The organism is Methylocystis sp. (genome assembly GCF_050251305.1).
Taxonomy (GTDB): domain Bacteria; phylum Pseudomonadota; class Alphaproteobacteria; order Rhizobiales; family Beijerinckiaceae; genus Methylocystis.
On the sequence record NZ_JBFWNB010000014.1, the window covers coordinates 54,585 to 73,010 of the forward strand.

Below are 18,426 nucleotides of genomic sequence, written 5' to 3' on the forward strand. Positions count from 1 at the left end.
GGTTTCGGTCAAGCCTGCGCTCTTATCAGTGTTGCGGGCAGTGCAGGTAATAGCCGCCTGTAATCGTGGCGAGTTCATCGCCCTCTCCGCGGGACCACTGAATATTGGCGCTGCGCCGGCACTTGTCGGAAATATCCGCCTGGCGTTCGTAGGTCGCGACGTCCTTATCGGCGTCGACGGTGAAACCATCGCTCCGCAATTCATTGATCAGATCCTCGACTTCCGTCGAGCCCGGATGGTAGCGCTGCGTCAGCCGGGCCTGGAAGAGCTTCTGGTCGGCTTCGGTTTTGGACTCCGGCAGTCCCTCGATAAGGGCCGGCACGCCGGGGGACGCCGCGAAGCGCCATATGCGCGCGCCAAAGGCGGCGAACAGCGCGATGAGCGCCGCCGCGATGATGAGGTTTCGGCCGCGTAATGGCGAACGTTCGGCGGAGGTGCTCATGAAGTCAGGTCTCGTCTCATCAATGCATAGTCGGGACGATGACGGGCCGTTGGCGGCTCGTTCGGCGTGAACGCGTCGAGGGCCAACAGCCGCATCGTTCTCAGTCTCGTCGCCGTCCAGCCGCTCGGCGATAAGATCGAGCGGCCTCCCTTTACCTCATTCAAGATGCGCGCGACATACTCCTCGAGCGCACCGAGCGAAATCAGCCCGGCGTATCGACGCCAAACAGCGTGGTGCGGGCGCCACAATAGGCCGCCATGGCGCGCGTGAAGGCTGAAATGGCGAGTCTAATTCCCAAAGATTCGGCGCTTCGTTGAACGCCGGGATCACGACCGCCATGTCGGGACTGTTCATGTCGGGACTGTTCATGGCGCGATTTCAACCAATATTTATTTGCGCAGCATGGGATCGACAGGCGTAGCATAGGCTCAAATCGCGGACGGCGCGGAGGAGCGGGAGCGGGCGGATGGCTGAGAACCAGATTGTAGCGCTCTGCGCAGACGATTACGGCCTGTCTTACGGGGTCAGCGCCGGCATTCTGGAAGCGCTCGACGCGGGGCGGCTTACGGCGGTTTCGGCCCTGGTCAATGGTCCCCGCTGGCCCGCTTTGGGTCTGGAGCTGTTTCGCCGCGGCGGAGACGCCGATATCGGCCTGCATTTCAACCTCACCCTCGGACGGCCTCTCTCATCGATGCCGAAGTTCGCGCCGAATGGGGAGTTCCCGCCGCTGTCTCAGGTGATCCGAATGGCCTATGGCGGGCGCCTGCCGTTGGACGAAATCCGCGCGGAGCTCGATCGGCAGTTCGACCGGTTCGAAGCGGTGATGGATCGTCCCCCGGATCATGTCGACGGCCACCAGCATGTCCACGTCCTTCCCGGAATCAGGACGGCGTTGCTTGACGCCATGTCCGCGCGCCGGCTCGCGGGCCGGACATGGATTCGCGACGCTGGAGACGGCATGCACCGCATTCTCGTACGCGGCGCCAACGCCCGAAAGGCGCTCTCCGTGCTTTCGCTGGCCAGCGGTTTCCGGCGGGAGGCGCGCTATCGCGGCTTCGCCGTCAACGATGGCTTCGCCGGATTTTCGAACTTTCATCCGAGCTTCGATTACGCGAGAATCTTTCAAAGCTATCTTCGCGCGCCGGGCCGCCGGCATCTCATCATGTGCCATCCGGGCCACGTCGACGAAGACCTGCGCAAACTCGATCCGGTGACGATCACGCGCGAGCAGGAGCTCGCCTTTCTGCTGTCGCCCCGGATGCCGGAGATGCTGGAGAAACGCGGCCTGCGATTGAGCCGACTGTCGCAGGCGTATCGGAAGTTCGCCGCCGCGCCAGCGGCCGCTCAGTAGATCCCTTCGAAGGAGATCGGCGTTCGTTTCTTGCCATCCTTCAAATAGATGTCCTTCAGGAAGGACGCGCGGCGGCGGTTGAAGTCCTGAAGCCACCAGCCGTCGCCCAGCGGATCGAAGACCGGCGCGTCGGTTCTGCGGAAGATCGCGGTCGAGCCGACGAATTCCACCTTCTCGAACATGCGGTCCTCGCTGATGAAATCGGCGAGCCGGCTGATGGTCGGAATGTGAATGTCGTCGACGACGAGCAGCCCGTCCGTCTTCAGATGCGGGTAGAAATAGTAATATTCGAGTTCCGGAAACGGAAAGCCATGCGGGCCATCGATCAGAATTAAGTCATAGGGAAGGTGATCTTCATAGAACGGCAGCGTGAGCTGAGTCGGGCCGAAAACAAGATCGAGCCGATCCTGCCGAGTCGCCGGACAATTCATGAAATAGTCGACGCTCGACGCTTGCTGCCCGCGGTCGTCGTAGCAGAACGCCTTGTGTCGTTCGGCGATGCGCGAAAGAAAGATCGTGGACTTGCCGCAGCCCGTCTCGGCCGAAAAGATTTCCGTTCCGGTCAGCAGCCGTTCGATGCGCAACAGGGTGCGCAGCGGCATCGATCCCGCGCTGTGGGCGAAGCCCACGGAGCGCTCATAATCGCCGATTTCGGCGGCGAGACTCTTGTCGCGCACGGCCTCGGCCCGCAGCGCCGACGGCATTGACGCGATGGGCGAGCTCCAAAGCCTTCGCCGCGCTCGATTGATCAGCTTCTGCACGAAAGACGAAGGCATGGTCCTGACAGCTCTCAACTGGCGAAATGTCGCCGGTTTATATCAGCGCCAGCGACGCCATGAAAGCGGCTGGGCGCGGCGCGGCGATCAAGCTTGGCGGTAAGCGAAAATCATTTGATTTCCATGTCCAAGCCGAAATCGAAGACCGGCGGGGAGTGCGTCAGCGCGCCGACGGAAATCAGATCGACGCCGGTCTTTGCGATCTCGGCGACGGTCGCGAGCGTCACGCCGCCCGAGGCTTCGCAGATCATGCGGCCGCCGATCAGCGCCACGGCGCCGCGCAGCTCGTCGAGCGTCATATTGTCGAGGAGCACGGCGTCCGCCCCCTCGTCGAGGACCTCGCGCAACTGGTCGAGCGTATCGACCTCGATCTCGATCTTGACGAGATGGCCGACGCGCGCTTTGGCCGCTCTGAGCGCTGGGACGACGCCGCCGGCGACGGTGATGTGATTGTCCTTGATGAGCACGGCGTCGTCCAGGCCGAAGCGGTGGTTGACGCCGCCGCCGCAGCGCACGGCGTATTTCTCCATGGCGCGCAGCAAAGGCGTGGTCTTGCGCGTGTCGCAGATGCGCGCCGACGTTTCGGCCACCGCGCTGACATAACGCGCCGTGAGCGACGCGATTCCCGACAGTTGGCCGAGAAAATTTAGCGCGACGCGCTCAGCAGTAAGAATCGAGCGGGCGGGGCCGGAAACGATGGCCGCCACCTCGCCCGGCGCAATGTGGGCGCCGTCGACGGCCTCGGCCTCGAACATGATCTCCCGGTTCATCAGCGTGAAGGCGGCGCGCGCCACAGCAAGTCCGGCGACGACGCCCGGGTCGCGCGCGATCATCGCCGCCCGCGCGCGGGCGCTCCGGGGGATCGTCGCCTGAGTCGTGATGTCGCCGGCGCGGCCCAGATCTTCGGCGAGCGCCGCGCGGACCGTCTCCTCGATCAGTATCGGCGGCAAATCTGATCTCACGCCTCAACCTCATTGGCGACGCGCAGCACGGACTCGAGCGTGGCGCGCGAGCGGCGCGCGAAGGCTGGGTCGGACTGCGGAAAATCCGAACGAAAATGCGCGCCGCGACTTTCGCGCCTCTCAAGCGCCGTCGCCGCGACGATGAGACCTGTCGTTAACATGTTGCGCGCCTCGATGTCCGTCGTCCGCGAAAGCATGCGCCGGATCGACCTTACAGCGACGGCGAGCCCGGCGCCGTCGCGGACGACCCCGACATTCGCCGACATCAGATCGCGCAGCTCCTCGATCATCGCAAAATCCTGATTGCGAGGTATCGGCTCGATCCCGACCGCCTTCGGCCGCCGTTCCACGGGAGAGAGCGGCGTCGACTGAATGTCCGCAGCGACCCGGGCGCCGAAAACGATCGCTTCCAGCAGGGAATTGGACGCCAGCCTGTTCGCGCCGTGCACGCCTGTCGAAGCGACTTCGCCGATCGCCCACAGGCCATCGACGCTGGTGCGGCCGCGCGCGTCGGTCAAGACGCCGCCCATATGGTAGTGCGCCGCCGGCGCGATCGGAATGAGTTCGCGCGAGGGATCGATTCCGGCGCTCAAGCAGCTTCCGTACACCGTCGGAAAGCGCGTCGGGAATTCCCCGCCGATGGCGGAACGCGCATCGAGAAACGCGCCCTTTCCGGCCTGTATGCTGGCGAAGACTCCGCGCGCGACCGTATCGCGCGGCGCAAGCTCGCCGTTCGGATCAATATCAAGCAGAAAGCGTCGACCGTCGCGATCAATGATCGTCGCGCCTTCGCCGCGCAGCGCTTCGGTCGCGAGCGGCGCCGGATCGGCGTCGATGTCGATCGCGGTCGGATGAAACTGAACGAATTCCGCATCGGCGATCAAGGCGCCGGCGCGCGCCGCCATCGCCACGCCTATTCCACGCGCCTCCAGCGGATTGGTGGTGACCCGGTAGAGATGGCCGATCCCGCCCGTCGCGAGGATCAGCGCCGCGCACGGAGTCTCGTGGATCACGCCGGCGTTGTCGCGGGCGCGGACGCCGACCGCGCGGCCGCCGGCCATCATGATCTCCTGCGCCGAATAGCCATCAAGGACGCGGATCGACGGGGTTCTGGCGACTTCCTTCGCCAAGGTGTCCATGATCGCGCGCCCGGCGACGTCGCCTTGAACGCGCACGATGCGACGACGCGAATGCGCCGCCTCCTGCGACGGCAGAAAGCCGCCGAGCGCCGATCGATCGAACGGCGTTCCCATCGCCGCGAGATCTTCGACGCGCGCGCGGGCTTCGCGCGCCATGTCGAGCGCGATGTCGCGTTCGACGATTCCGCCGCCCGCGTTCACCGTGTCATTCGCGTGGTTTTCCGGCGTGTCGCCTTCTTCGACGGCGGCGGCGATGCCGCCCTGCGCCCAAAACGACGCGCCGCTATATCCGATCGGAGTCGGCGCGAAGATCGCGACCGGCGTCGGCGCCAGTTTGAGCGCGCAGAACACGCCGGCGAGGCCGGCGCCGACGATGATGATGGGAGACGGATCTTCCGGCATCGACGACTAGTCGACAGCGACCGCGGCGAGCCGGGCAAGCGCTTGGGCTTCGCGGGCGATCGCCGCTTCGACCAGGCTGCGCGCGCGCGGCGGCAAGGGCAGGGCGAGCGCCGCCGCATGGCCCTTGGGCGACATTTTGCACAGCGTCTTGCCGAGAATGTCGACGAGCTTGCCGTCGGCGTAGTCCCGGTGCTTTTCGAGGAAATCGTCGAAGTAATGTTCGAGGAAGACGATGGCCGCGATATTTTCCAGCGCCTGCGACTCAGGGTCTTTCTTGAGCTGCTCCTTGCGGATCAGCGCGCCGACATGCGCGACCGCCGGCGCGTCATAGCCATTCGCGCGCATGATCTCAGCGGCGAGATCGGCGTGATGGATGCGGCAGGCGCGCCGCCAGTCGTTGTAGCCGCGACGTCCGTCCTCATATGTCGCGCGCTCGATCTCCCAGCGGCGCAGGTGTTGCGCCCGCGTCGCGATCTTGAGGAGATCGGAGGCGTCCGGATAGAGCTCGGCCAGACGCGCGCTCATGCGCTCGGCGTAGACCAGCTCAAAGGCCCGGCCGTCGTTCCGGCGGGGGTCGTCGGCATTGGCGGCGTCGATGGCCGCAATCGTCGCATCGAGCGCCGGCATGTATCCGCCCTGTTCAAGGCCGAGGGAAGGCGCAGTTTAACCCAGATCGATCATACGTTGCACGCTGCGGCGCGCGCGCTCGGCCAACGCAGGGTCGACGGTGACTTCCTCGCGGACGTAAAGCAGGCTGTCGAGGATTTTCGGCAGCGTGATCCGCTTCATGTGCGGGCAGAAGTTGCAAGGCCGCACGAATTCGACGTCCGGCGTTTCGGCTGCGACATTGTCGGCCATCGAACATTCGGTGACGAGCAGCACGCGGGCCGGCTTCCGGCTGCGCACGAAGTCGATCATCGCCGCGGTCGAGCCGGCGAAATCGGCGACTTCCACCACTTCGCGCGGACATTCCGGATGCGCAAGCACCTGCACGCCGGGGTGATCGGCGCGATAGCTCTCGATCTCTTCGGCGGTGAAGCGCTCATGCACTTCGCAGGCGCCGCGCCAGGCGATGATCTTCACTTTTGTCTGCGCGGCGACATTCTGCGCCAGATAGCGATCGGGAACCATGATCACGCGTTCGGCGCCAAGGCTTTCGACGACTTTCACGGCGTTCGACGAAGTGCAGCAGATGTCGACCTCAGCCTTCACGTCGGCTGACGTGTTGACATAGGCGACGATGGGAACGCCGGGATATTGCTTGCGCAGCGCGCGCACGTCGGCGCCCGTGATCGACTCGGCGAGCGAGCAGCCGGCCTTCAGGTCGGGCATGAGCACCACCTTGTCCGGATTGAGCAGCTTCGACGTTTCCGCCATGAAATGCACGCCGCCCTGAACGATGATCTCGGCGTCTGATTGCGCGGCGAGCTTTGCGAGCTGCAGGCTGTCGCCGATATGGTCGGCGACGCAATGATAGATTTCCGGCGTCATGTAGTTGTGCGCGAGGATGGTGGCGTTGCGCACATGTTTGAGATCATTGATCGCCTTGACGTAAGGCGCATGGAACGGCCATTCGACGGGCGGAATCACTCTCGCCACCCGCTCATACAGATGTGCGGTCGCCGCCTGAACTTCGGGCGTCCATTCCAGCGCAGGCCGGGCAAGCGCCGGGAAGCGGCCGTCGGGGCCGACGCCAAGAGCGGCTGCAGGACGCGCATTTGCAGCACGAACGGTTGCAGGACGCTCGCGCGTCGCGCTCGGTCGGTTGCGCACATCGGCGATCAAGTGAGTCATCGTCCACCCCAGGGGATTATACTCAAGATGAGTATAAGTAGGCCCCATAAAATCTCCGAGACGGATCCCCGCTCGGAGCGCTCAAGCCGCCAAGACTAAGCCGCCGTTCAAGAACCCGCAAGCTTCGTCACGCATGACATGTGCTCGTCACGAGGTTATGTCAAGGGAAACAGCGCTCTTCGGCCTTTGGCCGACATGCCGCTGTTCGCTCCGGACAAAGCTGCTATAGACGGCGCATGCAAACAGGGGCGTCGCAGGCTACTTTCCCGCACCGGCATCTGCTCGGCATCGAGGGGCTCAAGCGTCCCGATATCGAGGCGCTTCTCGACATGGCCGAGGAGGCGGTCGAAGTGTCCCGGCGAATCGACAAGAAGCGCTCAAATCTGCGCGGTCGCACCCAAATCAACTTGTTTTACGAACCGTCGACGCGCACGCAGGCGTCCTTCGAAATCGCCGGCAAGCGTCTGGGCGCGGACGTCATGAACATGTCCGTCGCGCGTTCTTCGGAATCGAAGGGCGAGACGCTGATCGACACGGCCGTGACGCTCAATGCGATGCGTCCGGACATCATCGTCGTCCGCCATGCGCATGCGGGCGCGGCGCATCTTCTGGCGCGCAAGGTCGACTGTTCCGTCGTCAACGCCGGCGATGGCGCGCATGAACATCCCACCCAGGCGCTGCTCGACGCGCTGACGATCCGGCGCAACAAGGGCCGCATCGAGGGGCTGACGGTGGCGATCTGCGGCGACGTTCTCCATTCGCGCGTCGCCCGGTCCAACATCCTGCTGCTCGGCGCGCTGGGCGCGCGGGTGCGCGTCGTCGGGCCGTCGACGCTCGCGCCGGACAGCCTGTCGCGGCTGGGGGTCGAGGTGTTTCACGACATGAAGCGCGGACTGGAGGACGCCGACATCGTCATGATGCTGCGCATCCAGCGCGAGCGCATGGCGGGCGCGCTGACGCCGAGCGCGCGCGAATATTTCCACTTCTTCGGGCTCGACGAGGAGAAGCTCGCCTGCGCCGCGCCGGACGCCCTGGTGATGCATCCGGGGCCGATGAACCGCGGCGTCGAGATCGACACCGCCGTCGCCGACAGCGCGCGCTCGCTCATTCGCGAACAGGTCGAGATGGGCGTCGCGGTGCGCATGGCGGTGCTGGAAGCGCTCGCGCAGCATCTGCCGAATGTGTAAGCTTCTCGAAAATCAATGATCTCAGGGGAGTAAAATGCTCAAGCTCGTCCGCTTCGTTGGACTGATCATGCAGTCGATCTTGATCGAGTTTCTGCACTTTTTCGGGCTGGTCGCGTTTCTCTTGGCGGCGGCGCTCGGATATTTCCGGCTGCCATCCTGGCTCGTGCCGATCGTCGGCGTGATCTGCGGCGTCGTCGCCGACAAATTCATCGATCAATCGGAAGTCGTCAGTCTTCTGGAGCGGGCGGCGTCCGCCAATCAGCGGGGCGGCTTCCTGGTGATCGTCTATGTCATCATCGTCGCCGTCGGCTATGTCACGGGCGCCTATGCGCGTCAGGCGATGAATCGCCGCAAGATCGCCCAGGCGACGCCGAGCCCCGCGGCAAAGCCGAGCCCTGCGGCGAAGCCGCCGCAGAAGCGCAACAGAAACCGCTCCTCTAAAGCCTGAGGAATGCGCGCGCCGCGGGTGAGCGGGGATCGCCTATCGGCGGTCCGCCGCGATGCTTGCGGCGTTGGAGCTTTGCCCTGTAGGCTGCCGTCGTTTTGAGCGGCGCCATGACGTATTTTTATAGAGCTATCGCGTTTCTCCTCCTGTTGCTGGCTGCGCCATCGGCGCGCGCCTGCTCCTGCCCCTCGCCGATCGTGAAGGACGGGGCGGGAAATCTGCGCCAAGCGGATGTCGTCGCCGATTTCGTCGTCGAGAAGCTGCGGCCGGGGTCCGACCGTTCCTACAAAATCGCGACCGTCAGGGTCACCCGGGGCTGGAAAGGCGCGAACACCGGCGCGCGTCTCGATGTCGAATTCGGCGGCGACAGCACCTGCGCGACGTCCATTCCCGAAATCGGCGCGACAGAGCAAAAGGCGCCTTTGAATCTGCTCAAGCGCGCGCGTGCGGCCCTCTATTCATGGCCCATCTGTTTCGACGGCGTGTCGGCGTCGGTGGTCGAGAAATTCGCCGCCGAGCGCGAAGCTCTGGACGCGAAAGCGCGCGCCGCGCCGGACGACGCCGACGCGCAGCTCGCGCTCCTCGCTCATTTTCTCTACTGGAAGGAACCTGCGCTCGCTCTTCCGCTCGCGAAGGAGGTCGCGCGCCGCTGGCCCGATAATCCGTTGGCGCAGCTGCGTCTCGCGGAAGCGCTCACGGCGGCTGGAAAGCCCAAGCAAGCGAACGCCGCGAAACACCAGGCATGGGAGTCGCGCACGCTGAGAGCGCGTATAGAATTGCTTGAAATAAAGATGGGACAGGCGAGTAAGAAGACACCTGAAAGCGGCAGAACCGGCTACTTATCTTCCGACGGCCGCAACGATTTCAGCCGCTCCGACCTCTCAAACAGTATTTTGAGCCAAGTCCTCTTCCGCTCTAATTTCAATGGGCACGGCTCGGATTTCACCGGCGCGCGCTTCGCCAATGTCGGCTTCGAGGGCGGCGATTTCGTCGGCGCCCGATTGAATAAGGCGTTTTTTTATTCGGTCGAATTCAACGCTGCCGATCTGTCGGGCGTCGAGGCCCGAGAGTTCACTTGCTACTCTTGCGCCTTCGCCGGCGCCGATCTTCGCGGCTTCGAGGCGCCGCAGGCGTCCCTCTTCGACGCCCGGCTGACACGCGCCGATCTTTCCCGCGCCAACTTGGAAGACGCGGATCTGCGACACGCCGACCTGCGCGCCGCGAGGCTGGTCGGGACGAAGCTCGACCGAGCCAATCTTTCCGACGCGAATTTGCGGGAGGCGACGTTCGACGGAACGTCGCTTCGCGGCGCCAATCTCCATAGCGCCGATTTGCGCGGCGCCGATCTGTCGCGCGCGGACCTGTCCAGCGCGGATTTGAAAAACGCTTCTGTCGATTGCGCAACGCGTCTTCCCGAGCGCTTCGACGCCTCGACATTTGCGCTCATTCCCAAGCAGGCATGCCCGAATGAAAAGCCGCTCGTCCTTAGAGCTGGCACTCTTGGTAGGCAGGTTTCTGACGCTAATTTCGCCGATGCGAGAATCGACTTCGCTTGGGTAAAACATCCTCCAGCGTTCCACGAAACAGTTCTCGATCGAGCGACGCTCGTAAACCTTGAAGAAGGTTCACGTTTGCGCCTATCGGGCGTTTCCGCGCGCGGCGCAAAGTTCGAGGATTTCGCCGGGGAGCTTTCGATTTTCAACTCCGATGCATCGAATGTCTCGATTTTCGGAAAGGCTGGCGCTCGCGAACGAAACGTTTATCTCTCGCGCACAGGCGGGCGCCTCGATGGCGCGACGGTGCGCAACGTCAGGTTAGAGGTGTCGGATAGTAGCCGGAAAGAAGGAGATGACACCGAGACCTCGATCGAAAAGCTACGGCTCGAAAATGTGTCTATCCAATGCCGTCACGAAGAGCCGCGCTCCAACGTGATCGTCATCAGCGACCCGCCGGCAAAACGCGAGCGTGACCGCCGGCGTATGGTCTCAAATTTCATCCTTGATCTTGAATTTGCGCGAAAGCTCGCCTCGCTCGACGGCTCGAACAAACTCGAGGACGACTGCGCCAACGCGATCAAGCTTTATCTGTCCGACTCATGCAAGGCCGGCATGGCGAAGGCGGGCTTCGCCTATCAATGCCCGCCCGCGCCGTGACGGTTAAAGCCCCTCGAACAGCGCCGTCGAAAGATAGCGTTCGGCGAAGGAGGGGATGATCAACACGATATTCTTGCCGGCGGCTTCCGGGCGGCCGGCGATCTCCAGCGCGGCGGCGACGGCGGCCCCTGACGAGATGCCGACAGGGATTCCCTCCACGCGCGCGAGCAGACGCGCCGTCTCGAAGGCCGTCTGATTGCCGATGGTGATGATCTCGTCGATGACGCCGCGATCGAGAATGGGCGGCACGAAGCCTGCGCCGATGCCCTGAATCTTGTGCGGACCCGGAGGACGTCCGGACAGCACCGCGGAATCTTCCGGCTCCACGGCGACGACGCGCAATCCGGGCCGGCGCGCCTTGAGCGCCTGTCCGACGCCGGTGATCGTGCCGCCGGTGCCGACGCCCGAAACGAAATAGTCCACTTCGCCGTTGGTGTCGTTCCAGATCTCTTCCGCGGTCGTCGCGCGGTGAATGTCGGGATTGGCCGGATTCTCGAATTGCTGGGGAATGACGGCGTCGGGATTTTCGGCGGCGAGTTCACTGGCCTTGGCTAGCGCGCCCTTCATGCCCTGCGACGCCGGCGTGAGCACCAGTTCGGCGCCGAGCAGCGCCAGCATCTTCCGTCGCTCGAGCGACATCGACTCCGGCATGACAAGAATGAGTCGATAGCCGCGCGCCGCGGCGACGAAGGCGAGGGCGATGCCGGTGTTTCCGGAGGTCGGTTCGATCAGCACCGATTTGCCCGGCGTGATCTTGCCGCTCTTTTCGAGCGACTCGATCATGCTGACGCCGATGCGGTCCTTGACGCTCGCGATCGGGTTGAAGAATTCGAGCTTGGCGAGCAGATTCGCCTTTGCGCCGCGCGCCTGCGTCAGCCGATCGAGCCGGACAAGCGGCGTATCGCCAATCGTCTGCGTGATCGAGTCATAGATGCGTCCTCGGCCGGGTTTGGCCGGCGGCGTGAAGCTCGGTGATGCCTGCGACATGTCTCGCCCCCCAGGGAAGTTGTTTAGGTCTATATCGACAGTTTGATTCCGACCAGAGCCATGACGCTCGCCAAAGCCGGCCGCAAGTAACGGTCGGGAACGCGCGCGGCAAAATGGGCGCCAATGGCGATGCCGGGAATGGACCCGATGAGGAGCGACAGCAGGAGCAGCCAGTCGACGCCGCCCATCAGCCAATGTCCCAGGCCGGCGATGAGCGTCAGCGGCACGGCGTGCGCGATGTCGGAGCCGACGAGGCGCGCGGTCGGCGTGTGCGAATAAAGCGCCAGCAGCACGGTCATGCCGATCGCCCCGGCGCCGACCGAGGTGATCGACACCAGCACGCCGAGAAAAGCGCCAAGGATCGCGGTCAACCACAGCAGGCGCCTGTCGCTCATATCGTTGGTGTGTCTCGCAATATGGTCGAGGAGCCATCGGCGAAACAGAATCGATCCGGCGGTGAGCAGCAGCGCAATGCCCAGTGCGGAAGTGATCACGCCATTGGCGGCGTGGCCGCCCGATTTGCCGAGCCAGGAAAGGATGAGCAGGCTGGCCAGGCTCGCAGGCACGCTGCCGTACGCCAACCGGCGCGTGATGCGCCAGTCGACGGTCCCGTGGAACGCATGGACCAGCGTCCCATTGGTCTTGGTGATGGCGGCGTAGAGCAGGTCGGTGCCGACGGCGGTCGTCGGCGCGACGCCGAACACCAGCATCAAAATCGGCGTCATCAACGCGCCGCCGCCGACGCCGGTAAACCCGACAAGGGCGCCGACAACGAAGCCGGAAAAGGAATAAAGCGGATTCACCGCGTTCAATGCGTCCAACATGCGGTCATTCCCTTGTCACTTCGGCAAGAACGACATTAGTCTATAAAACTGGTCGATTATGTCAAATCTGGAGCGCAAACCCGTCGCCTCCATGAATTTTGAAAAGGTGAAAAATGCCGTCCGAGATGCGGTAGAATGCTCGCCAGCAGGGAATCGCGCGCCCGGCCGCCTGAGTCCCAAGGTTGAGGAATGCTGACAAAAAAAGCCAAATATGGTTTGAAGGCCATGGTTCACCTCGCAGGGGTGCGGCCAGGCGAAACGGCGCTGATCGCCGACATCGCCTCTGCGAACCAGATTCCGAAAAAGTTTCTCGACGCCATCTTGGGCGAGCTGCGAAACGCCGGCTTCGTCCATTCGAAGAAGGGCAAGGGCGGCGGCTACATGCTGGCGCGCCCGCCGGAGGAGATTGGCGTCGGCAACATCGTGCGCGCTCTGGACGGGCCACTCGCCCCGATCCAATGCGCGAGCAAAACCGTTTACCGTCGATGCGACGACTGTACGGATGAAACGCGCTGTGCGGTTCGCCTCGTCATGTTGCAGGCGCGTGAGGCGATCGCCGAAGTTCTCGACAACACGTCGCTTGAGCAAATGCGACAATTGGGCCAAGGCGGCGAGGGCGTTCGGCTGCTCGTCGGCGAGGGGCCGGCAAGCCAAGCCATGGACATGGCGTGACCCGGCTCCTATAAAACGCCGGCGCGGATTCCTGCGCTGCAGCATTTCTTCAAGGGGCCGGCGCGGGCCGGAAATCTAATGTTGGACAAGGTGGCGCAAGTGACGAAGGCGGCCGAGGCGACAGCGACTTTGCGCCACACCATGGTCGAGCGCCAGCTCCGCCCGTTCGACGTCACCGACGTGCCCCTTCTCGAGCGTTTCCTCAACGTGCCGCGAGAGCTTTTCCTGCCCGAGTCGCAAGCGCCGCTCGCCTATTCGGACATGGCGGCGACCGTGCCGGGCGCGGACGGACGCAAGCGTCATCTGCTGCCGCCGCTCGTTCTGGCGCGGATGCTCCAGGGCGCCGACATTCGCGCGCAGGACAGGGTGTTGGACATCGGCGGGGTCGGCTATTCCGCGGCGCTGCTGTCGGGTCTCGCCGAAAAAGTCGTCGCGCTCGAATGCGATCCCCAACTCGCCGCGCGCGCCAAGGCGGGACTGCAGGCGCTTGGCTGCGACAACGTCCAGTTTGAAACGGGGCCGATGGAGAAGGGCTTTCCCGGCGGCGCGCCCTACGACCTGATCATTGTTCAAGGCCGTGCGCAGGCCGGTCTCGAAACGCTTTTTGAGCAGCTCGCGCCTGACGGGCGCCTGCTGGCGATCGTCACCCCCGAGGCGGGCGCCGGCCAGCAGGTGGTTCGCTTCGAACGTCAGGACGGCCGGGCGGCGGGCGAACGGCCGCTGTTCTCCGTCAGCGCGCCGGTTCTCGAAGGCTTTCAGAAGGCGGAGTGTTTCAGCCTGTAGCGCCGCCATTTCGCCTCAATCGCGTTCCTAGCGTTGCGTTCTGCGCGTCATCGTTGAGACTCATCGCAGCTGGAGAGTGGCGCGCGGGTTGGCGCGCGAGATAGGTTGAGGACAATGACAACGGACAGGTGTGGGCTCAGGCGGCGGCGGTCGACGAGATTCCTGTCATTCGGATCGGCCTCAGCGGCGCTTGCGCTCGTCGCCGTCGCGCCAGCGCCGGCGAGCGCGGAGAGCCTGCTGTCGGCTCTGGCGCGCGCCTATTACGGAAACCCTGACCTCAACCAGAGCCGCGCCAATGTTCGCGTGCGGGACGAGGACGCGCCGAAAGCAAAGGCCGGCCTCCGGCCGAAAGCCAGCATCGCCGCGCAGGCCGGCTCCCAATATGCGGCGATCAAGATTCCGTTCGGCGGCAGCGCCAGCCAGCAAGCCGGCGCCGCGTCGGGCTCCAGCGGCGATTTTCAGGACACCTACGTCGGCTATCCGCGCGGGACGACCCTGAACCTGTCGCAGACGCTGTTCGATGGGTTCCGCACGGAAAATTCGGTGCGTCAGGCCGAGTCCGGCGTCTTCGCCGCGCGCTCGACCATGCGCCTGACCGAACAGGCGATTCTTCAGAACGGCGCGACCGCCTACATGAATGTGCTGCGCGACACGGCGGTGGTGTCGCTGCGCAAAAACAACATCTCGGTGCTCGATGAACAGCTCAAGCAGACGCGCGACCGGTTTCAAGTCGGCGAGGTGACCCGAACCGACGTCTCGCAGGCCGAAGCTTCGGTCGCGTTGGCCCGATCCGAATATTACGCCGCACAGGCGCAGCTCAAAACGAGCATGGCGAATTATCGCCAGATCATCGGCGCCGAGCCGAAACATCTGCAGCCGGGACGCAGTCTTGAGCCGCTGCTGCCGAAGTCGATGGAGAAGGCGATCGCCATCGCGCTGGTCGAGCATCCCGGCGTCACCGCGGCGTTTCATCAGGTGGACGCGGCGGCGCTCGCGGTCAAAGTCGCCGAGGGCGCGCTGCTGCCGTCGCTGTCCGTGACCGGCGAGGTTTCAAATCAATACGATTCGTTCCTCGGGCTTCCGGGGTCGAGACAATTCACGGCCGCAGCGATGGGGCGCCTGAACGTGCCGCTCTACCAGGGCGGCGCCGAATACGCCTCGATCCGCCAGGCCAAGGAGCAGCTCGGGCAGGCGCGGCTGAATGCAGATCTGCAGCGCGACAGTGTGCGCGCCAGCGTCGTGTCGAGCTATGGCCTCCTCGAGACGGCGAGGGCGTCGATCGTGTCCGGGCAGGCCGCGGTGAAGGCCGCCGAGACGGCGCTCGCCGGCGTGCGCGAAGAAGCGAAAGTCGGTCAGCGCACGACTTTAGACGTGTTGAATGCGCAGCAGGCGCTGCTCAACGCCCGGGTCAATCTGGTGACGTCGCAGCGCGATCGCGTCGTCGCGTCGTACGCGGCGCTGGGCTCCATCGGTCGCCTCTCTGCGCACGAACTCAATCTCAACGTCGCGATCTATGATCCCAGCCTCCACCTCTACCAGGTGCATGATCAGTGGTTCGGCCTCGACACGCCTGACGGGCGGTAAGAATTCCGCGAATGCGGATGACATCATAGCGCGAAAAGTGTGGAATTCTCTCGGACCGAGTTGATTCGCGGGTTTGGCGCGGTCAGAGATCCGGTCCGACCCTCATGCGCGGCGCTTTCCGCGCGAAGCGGCAGAAATTCCATGAGCGCAGCGAACGCCACCGTCCCGTCGCGTCCCTTAGCGGACGAAGCGCGCGCGAACGAGCCGTCGATGGAGGAAATTCTGGCCTCCATCCGGCGCATCATCGCCGATGATGACGCGCCTCCGGGCCTGCGGCGCGAGGATCGCCGCCGCGGGCGCGTCGAAATCGGGGCGGCGCTCGCGCGCAGCGCCTATTCGGCGCCGGTGCTGGAGCGACGCAAGGACGAGCCGCCGCTCTCCCGCGCCGAGCCGGACGAGACCGAAGACTTCCGCGAGGTCCGGCTGCTGTATGGCGCCGACTCGACTGAACTTGAGACGCAGGACGAGGCGCAAGCGCCAGAGGCGTCGGAGATTGAAGGCGTGGCTGAACGCGACGTTCAGTATCTGGACATTGACGACGCGTCGCCGGGCGAAGAGCCGCCGCCGGCTTCCGAATCGCAGGTTCAGGCGATGCTCGGCGACTCAGCGTTCAGCGACATGCTCGACCTGCACGCGCAAGAAGCGCTGCGGCCGATGGTGCGACAGTGGCTCGACGAGAATCTGTCTTCGGTCGTGAAGCGGCTGGTGCGCGCCGAAATCGAGCGGATCACGGCCGCGGGCGGCGACCCGTCCGCTTCGGCGCAAAAATCTCCTCAGCCTTAACGGCGCTTAAACGCGTGCAGGCTACGGTGGCGTCATGCATCGCCTTCGAGTTCTCGTGCGCGCGCTCATCCTCCCGCTCTGCCTCTATGCGGTGGCGGGCTCCACGGCTGCGTATTTCATCTGGCACGCCGTGAACGGCGAGCGCGGCTTGAAAACCGGCGAGGAATACGAACAGAGGCTCGATCAATTGCGTCTCGAGCGCAATCTTCTCAAGCTTCAACGCATGCATTGGGAAAGCCGTCTTGCGCTCATCAAAGGTCCGACGGTCGACGCCGACATCCTTGATGAAGAAGCCCGCAAACGGCTTGGCCGGTACCACAAAAACGACGTCGTGATCTTGTTGCCGGCGTCCGGCGCCGGCCGCTAGCTCCGGCGCGGCCAGAACCGCGCCTGCAGGCCGGGCGCTTCCGAACAATCGACCAGACCGCGCGCGATCAGATCCGTGAGGTGGGCGAGCGTCGTCATGGCGGCGGCCGGATGGAGCCGCTTGTCGACGCTCTCGTAAATCTGCGCCACGATCTCAGCGATCGTCTCGTCGCCCGCGTCGAGGCGCTGGACAATCGCCGTCTCGCGCGCGCGGCGGTGATGGATCAGCGCGCGCAGATAGCGTTGCGGCTCTTGCACCGGCTCGCCATGTCCCGGCCAATAGATGCGGTCGCGACGCGCGCGCAGCCGTTCAAGCGACGCCAGATAGTCGGTCATCGATCCGTCCGGCGGCGCGATCACGGTCGTCGCCCAGGCCATCACATGGTCGCCGGTGAAGAGCGACTGCTCTTCGGCGAGCGCAAAGCAAAGATGGTTCGCCGTATGGCCCGGGGTCGCCAGCGCCACGAGCGTAGCGCCGCCAATTTGCAGCGCGTCGCCGTCGTTCAGCGCGATATCCGGCGCGTAGCTCCGGTCATGCGCCGCGTCGAGATTCAAGCCGCCTGGCGGATGCGAATCGGCAGGCGCATAGGACGCGCATCCGGCGATCGTGGCGCCGGTCGCCTCCTTGAGCGTTCGCGCGGCCGGCGAATGATCTCGATGGGTGTGGGTGACGAGCACATAGCGCACTCGTTCGCCGCTGACGCTCGCCAGCAGCGCTTCGACATGACGAGGGTCGTCAGGTCCAGGATCGATGATCGCCACGTCGCCCGCGCCGACCACGTAGCTGCAGGTTCCCGTATAGGTGAAGGGGCCTGAATTGGGCGCGATCGCACGCCGGGTGAGCGGCGAGACGCGCGCAGCAACGACTCCGGGTGGTTCGGCTGAAATGGCGGCGCCCTCGCTTCGGCCCAGCGGCCGCAAGCGCATCATAAGGGATCGCTGGCGCGCTCGAAAAGAGAGGCGCGGCGGCGGAATGGTCCAGCGCCGCGCCTCGCAGATCACATCGGGAAGAGAGAGTCGTCGCGCTGCAGTTCGGATTGCAGAGCGTAGCCTTTCTTCCCGCCAAAATTCACCCGGCACCAGGTCGTTTCGCCCCAGCCCGGAACGCAGGCGCCGATGTTGACCGTGGTGTTCTCGGGGATGCTGCCGATGATCTTGTAATTGACGCCCGGGCCTTTGTAGATCGCGACGTCATTATTGGTGGTCACCGGCGCGATGACGACGTTTCTGCCTTGCGTGCCGAGCACGCCCGCGGCGACGAAGCCTTTCATGTCGCCCGCCTGAATCTGGCACCAGTCGCGCTTCCAGCCGCCGCCGCAATCAAGCACCGTAACGTCGGTGCCAGCCGGCAGCTGGCCGATCACGGGCCATTTCGGGCTGGGGCCGGAGCGCACGTTCGCGGCGCTGGTCAGCGGGCTGGCGAAGGCCGAAGCGCCGAACAGCACGGCGGCGGCCGCCGCAAATCCGATAATTTTTTTCATTTCTATCCTCCCACGTTCAAAGCCGAGCCATGAACGAAGGCCCGGTTGCGAGGACTAACGGAACGGACGCGAAACAGTTCCGCCCAAGACCGCAATCCTCTCAAATCCATACTCATATTCCTCCGTTCCGCTTTAGCAAAGCGAAACGCCCACGCGCCGGCGGATCAAATTCCATTAGAGTTATCAGACGCGCCCGCGCGGGAGAGCAAAGGCGCGGCGCACCAAAAATGTGGCGGCTTCGCCCTCAAGGAAGGCGCTAGCCGCCAAGTCTGTCACGCGCGAACTCGAAACGCAC

The 18,426-nt window shown here is 64.3% G+C and carries 19 protein-coding genes; 9 read left to right on the top strand and 10 right to left on the bottom strand.

What is annotated here, in order from left to right; translation table 11 throughout:
* Positions 1-25 precede the first annotated feature (25 nt).
* Complete coding sequence (locus AB7F41_RS07080) at positions 26-442, bottom strand: hypothetical protein (RefSeq protein ID WP_428384079.1); 417 nt, start codon at positions 440-442, stop codon at positions 26-28.
* A gap of 466 nt (positions 443-908) precedes the next feature.
* On the opposite strand from AB7F41_RS07080, the gene AB7F41_RS07085 reads away from it, so the two are divergent.
* Positions 909-1,793 carry a ChbG/HpnK family deacetylase gene (locus AB7F41_RS07085; RefSeq protein ID WP_428384077.1) on the top strand — a complete coding sequence of 295 codons (885 nt, stop codon included), beginning with the start codon at positions 909-911 and terminating at the stop codon, positions 1,791-1,793.
* On the opposite strand, the gene AB7F41_RS07090 is transcribed toward AB7F41_RS07085, so the two are convergent.
* The 5 genes from AB7F41_RS07090 to nadA form a co-directional block, all read right to left on the bottom strand.
* A complete protein-coding gene (locus AB7F41_RS07090; protein ID WP_428406497.1) occupies positions 1,787-2,497 on the bottom strand; it encodes a class I SAM-dependent methyltransferase in 711 nt (236 codons plus the stop codon). The two genes, AB7F41_RS07085 and AB7F41_RS07090, sit on opposite strands and share 7 nt — an antisense overlap.
* A 182-nt stretch (positions 2,498-2,679) precedes the next feature.
* Complete coding sequence (gene nadC / locus AB7F41_RS07095) at positions 2,680-3,531, bottom strand: carboxylating nicotinate-nucleotide diphosphorylase (RefSeq protein ID WP_428384074.1); 852 nt, start codon at positions 3,529-3,531, stop codon at positions 2,680-2,682.
* Positions 3,528-5,072 carry an L-aspartate oxidase gene (locus AB7F41_RS07100; protein ID WP_428384072.1) on the bottom strand — a complete coding sequence of 515 codons (1,545 nt, stop codon included), beginning with the start codon at positions 5,070-5,072 and terminating at the stop codon, positions 3,528-3,530. Before AB7F41_RS07100 ends, nadC begins: the two co-directional genes overlap by 4 nt.
* Before the next feature lie 6 nt (positions 5,073-5,078).
* Positions 5,079-5,699, bottom strand: coding sequence for a DUF4202 domain-containing protein (locus AB7F41_RS07105; protein ID WP_428384070.1), 621 nt, complete (start codon positions 5,697-5,699; stop codon positions 5,079-5,081).
* A gap of 36 nt (positions 5,700-5,735) precedes the next feature.
* Positions 5,736-6,866: a quinolinate synthase NadA gene (gene nadA, locus AB7F41_RS07110; RefSeq protein WP_428384069.1), complete on the bottom strand. Its 1,131-nt coding sequence runs from the start codon at positions 6,864-6,866 to the stop codon at positions 5,736-5,738.
* 236 nt (positions 6,867-7,102) lie between these two features.
* On the opposite strand from nadA, the gene AB7F41_RS07115 reads away from it, so the two are divergent.
* The 3 genes from AB7F41_RS07115 (at position 7,103) to AB7F41_RS07125 (ending at position 10,651) form a co-directional block, all read left to right on the top strand.
* The gene (locus AB7F41_RS07115; RefSeq protein WP_428384068.1) at positions 7,103-8,053 is read left to right on the top strand and encodes an aspartate carbamoyltransferase catalytic subunit; all 951 of its coding nucleotides are present in this window, start codon (positions 7,103-7,105) and stop codon (positions 8,051-8,053) included.
* Positions 8,054-8,087: 34 nt separating this feature from the next.
* On the top strand, positions 8,088-8,501 hold the full coding sequence (locus AB7F41_RS07120) for a hypothetical protein (protein WP_428384066.1): 414 nt from the start codon (positions 8,088-8,090) through the stop codon (positions 8,499-8,501).
* A gap of 107 nt (positions 8,502-8,608) precedes the next feature.
* Positions 8,609-10,651, top strand: a complete 2,043-nt coding sequence (locus AB7F41_RS07125; protein ID WP_428384064.1) for a pentapeptide repeat-containing protein — start codon at positions 8,609-8,611, stop codon at positions 10,649-10,651.
* Between the two features lie 3 nt (positions 10,652-10,654).
* On the opposite strand, the gene cysK is transcribed toward AB7F41_RS07125, so the two are convergent.
* Together cysK and AB7F41_RS07135 are read right to left on the bottom strand one after the other, a co-directional pair.
* Complete coding sequence (gene cysK / locus AB7F41_RS07130; protein WP_428384062.1) at positions 10,655-11,638, bottom strand: cysteine synthase A; 984 nt, start codon at positions 11,636-11,638, stop codon at positions 10,655-10,657.
* Positions 11,639-11,667: 29 nt separating this feature from the next.
* Complete coding sequence (locus AB7F41_RS07135; RefSeq protein ID WP_428384060.1) at positions 11,668-12,462, bottom strand: sulfite exporter TauE/SafE family protein; 795 nt, start codon at positions 12,460-12,462, stop codon at positions 11,668-11,670.
* A gap of 189 nt (positions 12,463-12,651) precedes the next feature.
* Here AB7F41_RS07135 and AB7F41_RS07140 point away from each other — a divergent pair, with 189 nt between their 5' ends.
* The 5 genes from AB7F41_RS07140 to AB7F41_RS07160 all read left to right on the top strand — a co-directional run bounded on the left by AB7F41_RS07140 (position 12,652) and on the right by AB7F41_RS07160 (position 16,651).
* The gene (locus AB7F41_RS07140; RefSeq protein ID WP_428384058.1) at positions 12,652-13,134 is read left to right on the top strand and encodes an RrF2 family transcriptional regulator; all 483 of its coding nucleotides are present in this window, start codon (positions 12,652-12,654) and stop codon (positions 13,132-13,134) included.
* Between the two features lie 78 nt (positions 13,135-13,212).
* Complete coding sequence (locus tag AB7F41_RS07145; RefSeq protein WP_428384057.1) at positions 13,213-13,917, top strand: protein-L-isoaspartate O-methyltransferase family protein; 705 nt, start codon at positions 13,213-13,215, stop codon at positions 13,915-13,917.
* A 114-nt stretch (positions 13,918-14,031) separates the two neighbouring features.
* Positions 14,032-15,501, top strand: coding sequence for a TolC family outer membrane protein (locus AB7F41_RS07150; protein WP_428384055.1), 1,470 nt, complete (start codon positions 14,032-14,034; stop codon positions 15,499-15,501).
* Between the two features lie 210 nt (positions 15,502-15,711).
* Complete coding sequence (locus AB7F41_RS07155) at positions 15,712-16,284, top strand: DUF2497 domain-containing protein (protein WP_428384053.1); 573 nt, start codon at positions 15,712-15,714, stop codon at positions 16,282-16,284.
* Positions 16,285-16,318: 34 nt separating this feature from the next.
* A complete protein-coding gene (locus AB7F41_RS07160) occupies positions 16,319-16,651 on the top strand; it encodes an FtsB family cell division protein (protein ID WP_428384051.1) in 333 nt (110 codons plus the stop codon).
* Here the strand turns inward: AB7F41_RS07160 and AB7F41_RS07165 are convergent.
* Together AB7F41_RS07165 and AB7F41_RS07170 are read right to left on the bottom strand one after the other, a co-directional pair.
* Positions 16,648-17,577, bottom strand: a complete 930-nt coding sequence (locus tag AB7F41_RS07165) for an MBL fold metallo-hydrolase (protein WP_428384098.1) — start codon at positions 17,575-17,577, stop codon at positions 16,648-16,650. The two genes, AB7F41_RS07160 and AB7F41_RS07165, sit on opposite strands and share 4 nt — an antisense overlap.
* A 71-nt stretch (positions 17,578-17,648) precedes the next feature.
* Entirely contained in the window at positions 17,649-18,131 is a 483-nt protein-coding gene (locus AB7F41_RS07170; RefSeq protein ID WP_428384049.1) for an SH3 domain-containing protein, read from the bottom strand.
* Positions 18,132-18,426: the final 295 nt, after the last annotated feature.

Bases quoted from the DNA above. Each gene is read 5' to 3' on its own strand.
- AB7F41_RS07170 (WP_428384049.1), bottom strand. From the start codon at position 18,131: ATGAAAAAAATTATCGGATTTGCGGCGGCCGCCGCCGTGCTGTTCGGC.
- AB7F41_RS07165 (WP_428384098.1), bottom strand. From the start codon at position 17,577: ATGCGCTTGCGGCCGCTGGGCCGAAGCGAGGGCGCCGCCATTTCAGCC.
- AB7F41_RS07100 (WP_428384072.1), bottom strand. From the start codon at position 5,072: ATGCCGGAAGATCCGTCTCCCATCATCATCGTCGGCGCCGGCCTCGCC.
- AB7F41_RS07090 (WP_428406497.1), bottom strand. From the start codon at position 2,497: ATGCCGTCGGCGCTGCGGGCCGAGGCCGTGCGCGACAAGAGTCTCGCC.
- AB7F41_RS07140 (WP_428384058.1), top strand. From the start codon at position 12,652: ATGCTGACAAAAAAAGCCAAATATGGTTTGAAGGCCATGGTTCACCTC.
- AB7F41_RS07155 (WP_428384053.1), top strand. From the start codon at position 15,712: ATGGAGGAAATTCTGGCCTCCATCCGGCGCATCATCGCCGATGATGAC.
- AB7F41_RS07120 (WP_428384066.1), top strand. From the start codon at position 8,088: ATGCTCAAGCTCGTCCGCTTCGTTGGACTGATCATGCAGTCGATCTTG.
- cysK (WP_428384062.1), bottom strand. From the start codon at position 11,638: ATGTCGCAGGCATCACCGAGCTTCACGCCGCCGGCCAAACCCGGCCGA.
- AB7F41_RS07145 (WP_428384057.1), top strand. From the start codon at position 13,213: ATGTTGGACAAGGTGGCGCAAGTGACGAAGGCGGCCGAGGCGACAGCG.
- AB7F41_RS07125 (WP_428384064.1), top strand. From the start codon at position 8,609: ATGACGTATTTTTATAGAGCTATCGCGTTTCTCCTCCTGTTGCTGGCT.
- AB7F41_RS07135 (WP_428384060.1), bottom strand. From the start codon at position 12,462: ATGTTGGACGCATTGAACGCGGTGAATCCGCTTTATTCCTTTTCCGGC.
- AB7F41_RS07160 (WP_428384051.1), top strand. From the start codon at position 16,319: ATGCATCGCCTTCGAGTTCTCGTGCGCGCGCTCATCCTCCCGCTCTGC.
- AB7F41_RS07105 (WP_428384070.1), bottom strand. From the start codon at position 5,699: ATGCCGGCGCTCGATGCGACGATTGCGGCCATCGACGCCGCCAATGCC.
- AB7F41_RS07085 (WP_428384077.1), top strand. From the start codon at position 909: ATGGCTGAGAACCAGATTGTAGCGCTCTGCGCAGACGATTACGGCCTG.
- AB7F41_RS07080 (WP_428384079.1), bottom strand. From the start codon at position 442: ATGAGCACCTCCGCCGAACGTTCGCCATTACGCGGCCGAAACCTCATC.
- AB7F41_RS07115 (WP_428384068.1), top strand. From the start codon at position 7,103: ATGCAAACAGGGGCGTCGCAGGCTACTTTCCCGCACCGGCATCTGCTC.
- nadA (WP_428384069.1), bottom strand. From the start codon at position 6,866: ATGACTCACTTGATCGCCGATGTGCGCAACCGACCGAGCGCGACGCGC.
- AB7F41_RS07150 (WP_428384055.1), top strand. From the start codon at position 14,032: ATGACAACGGACAGGTGTGGGCTCAGGCGGCGGCGGTCGACGAGATTC.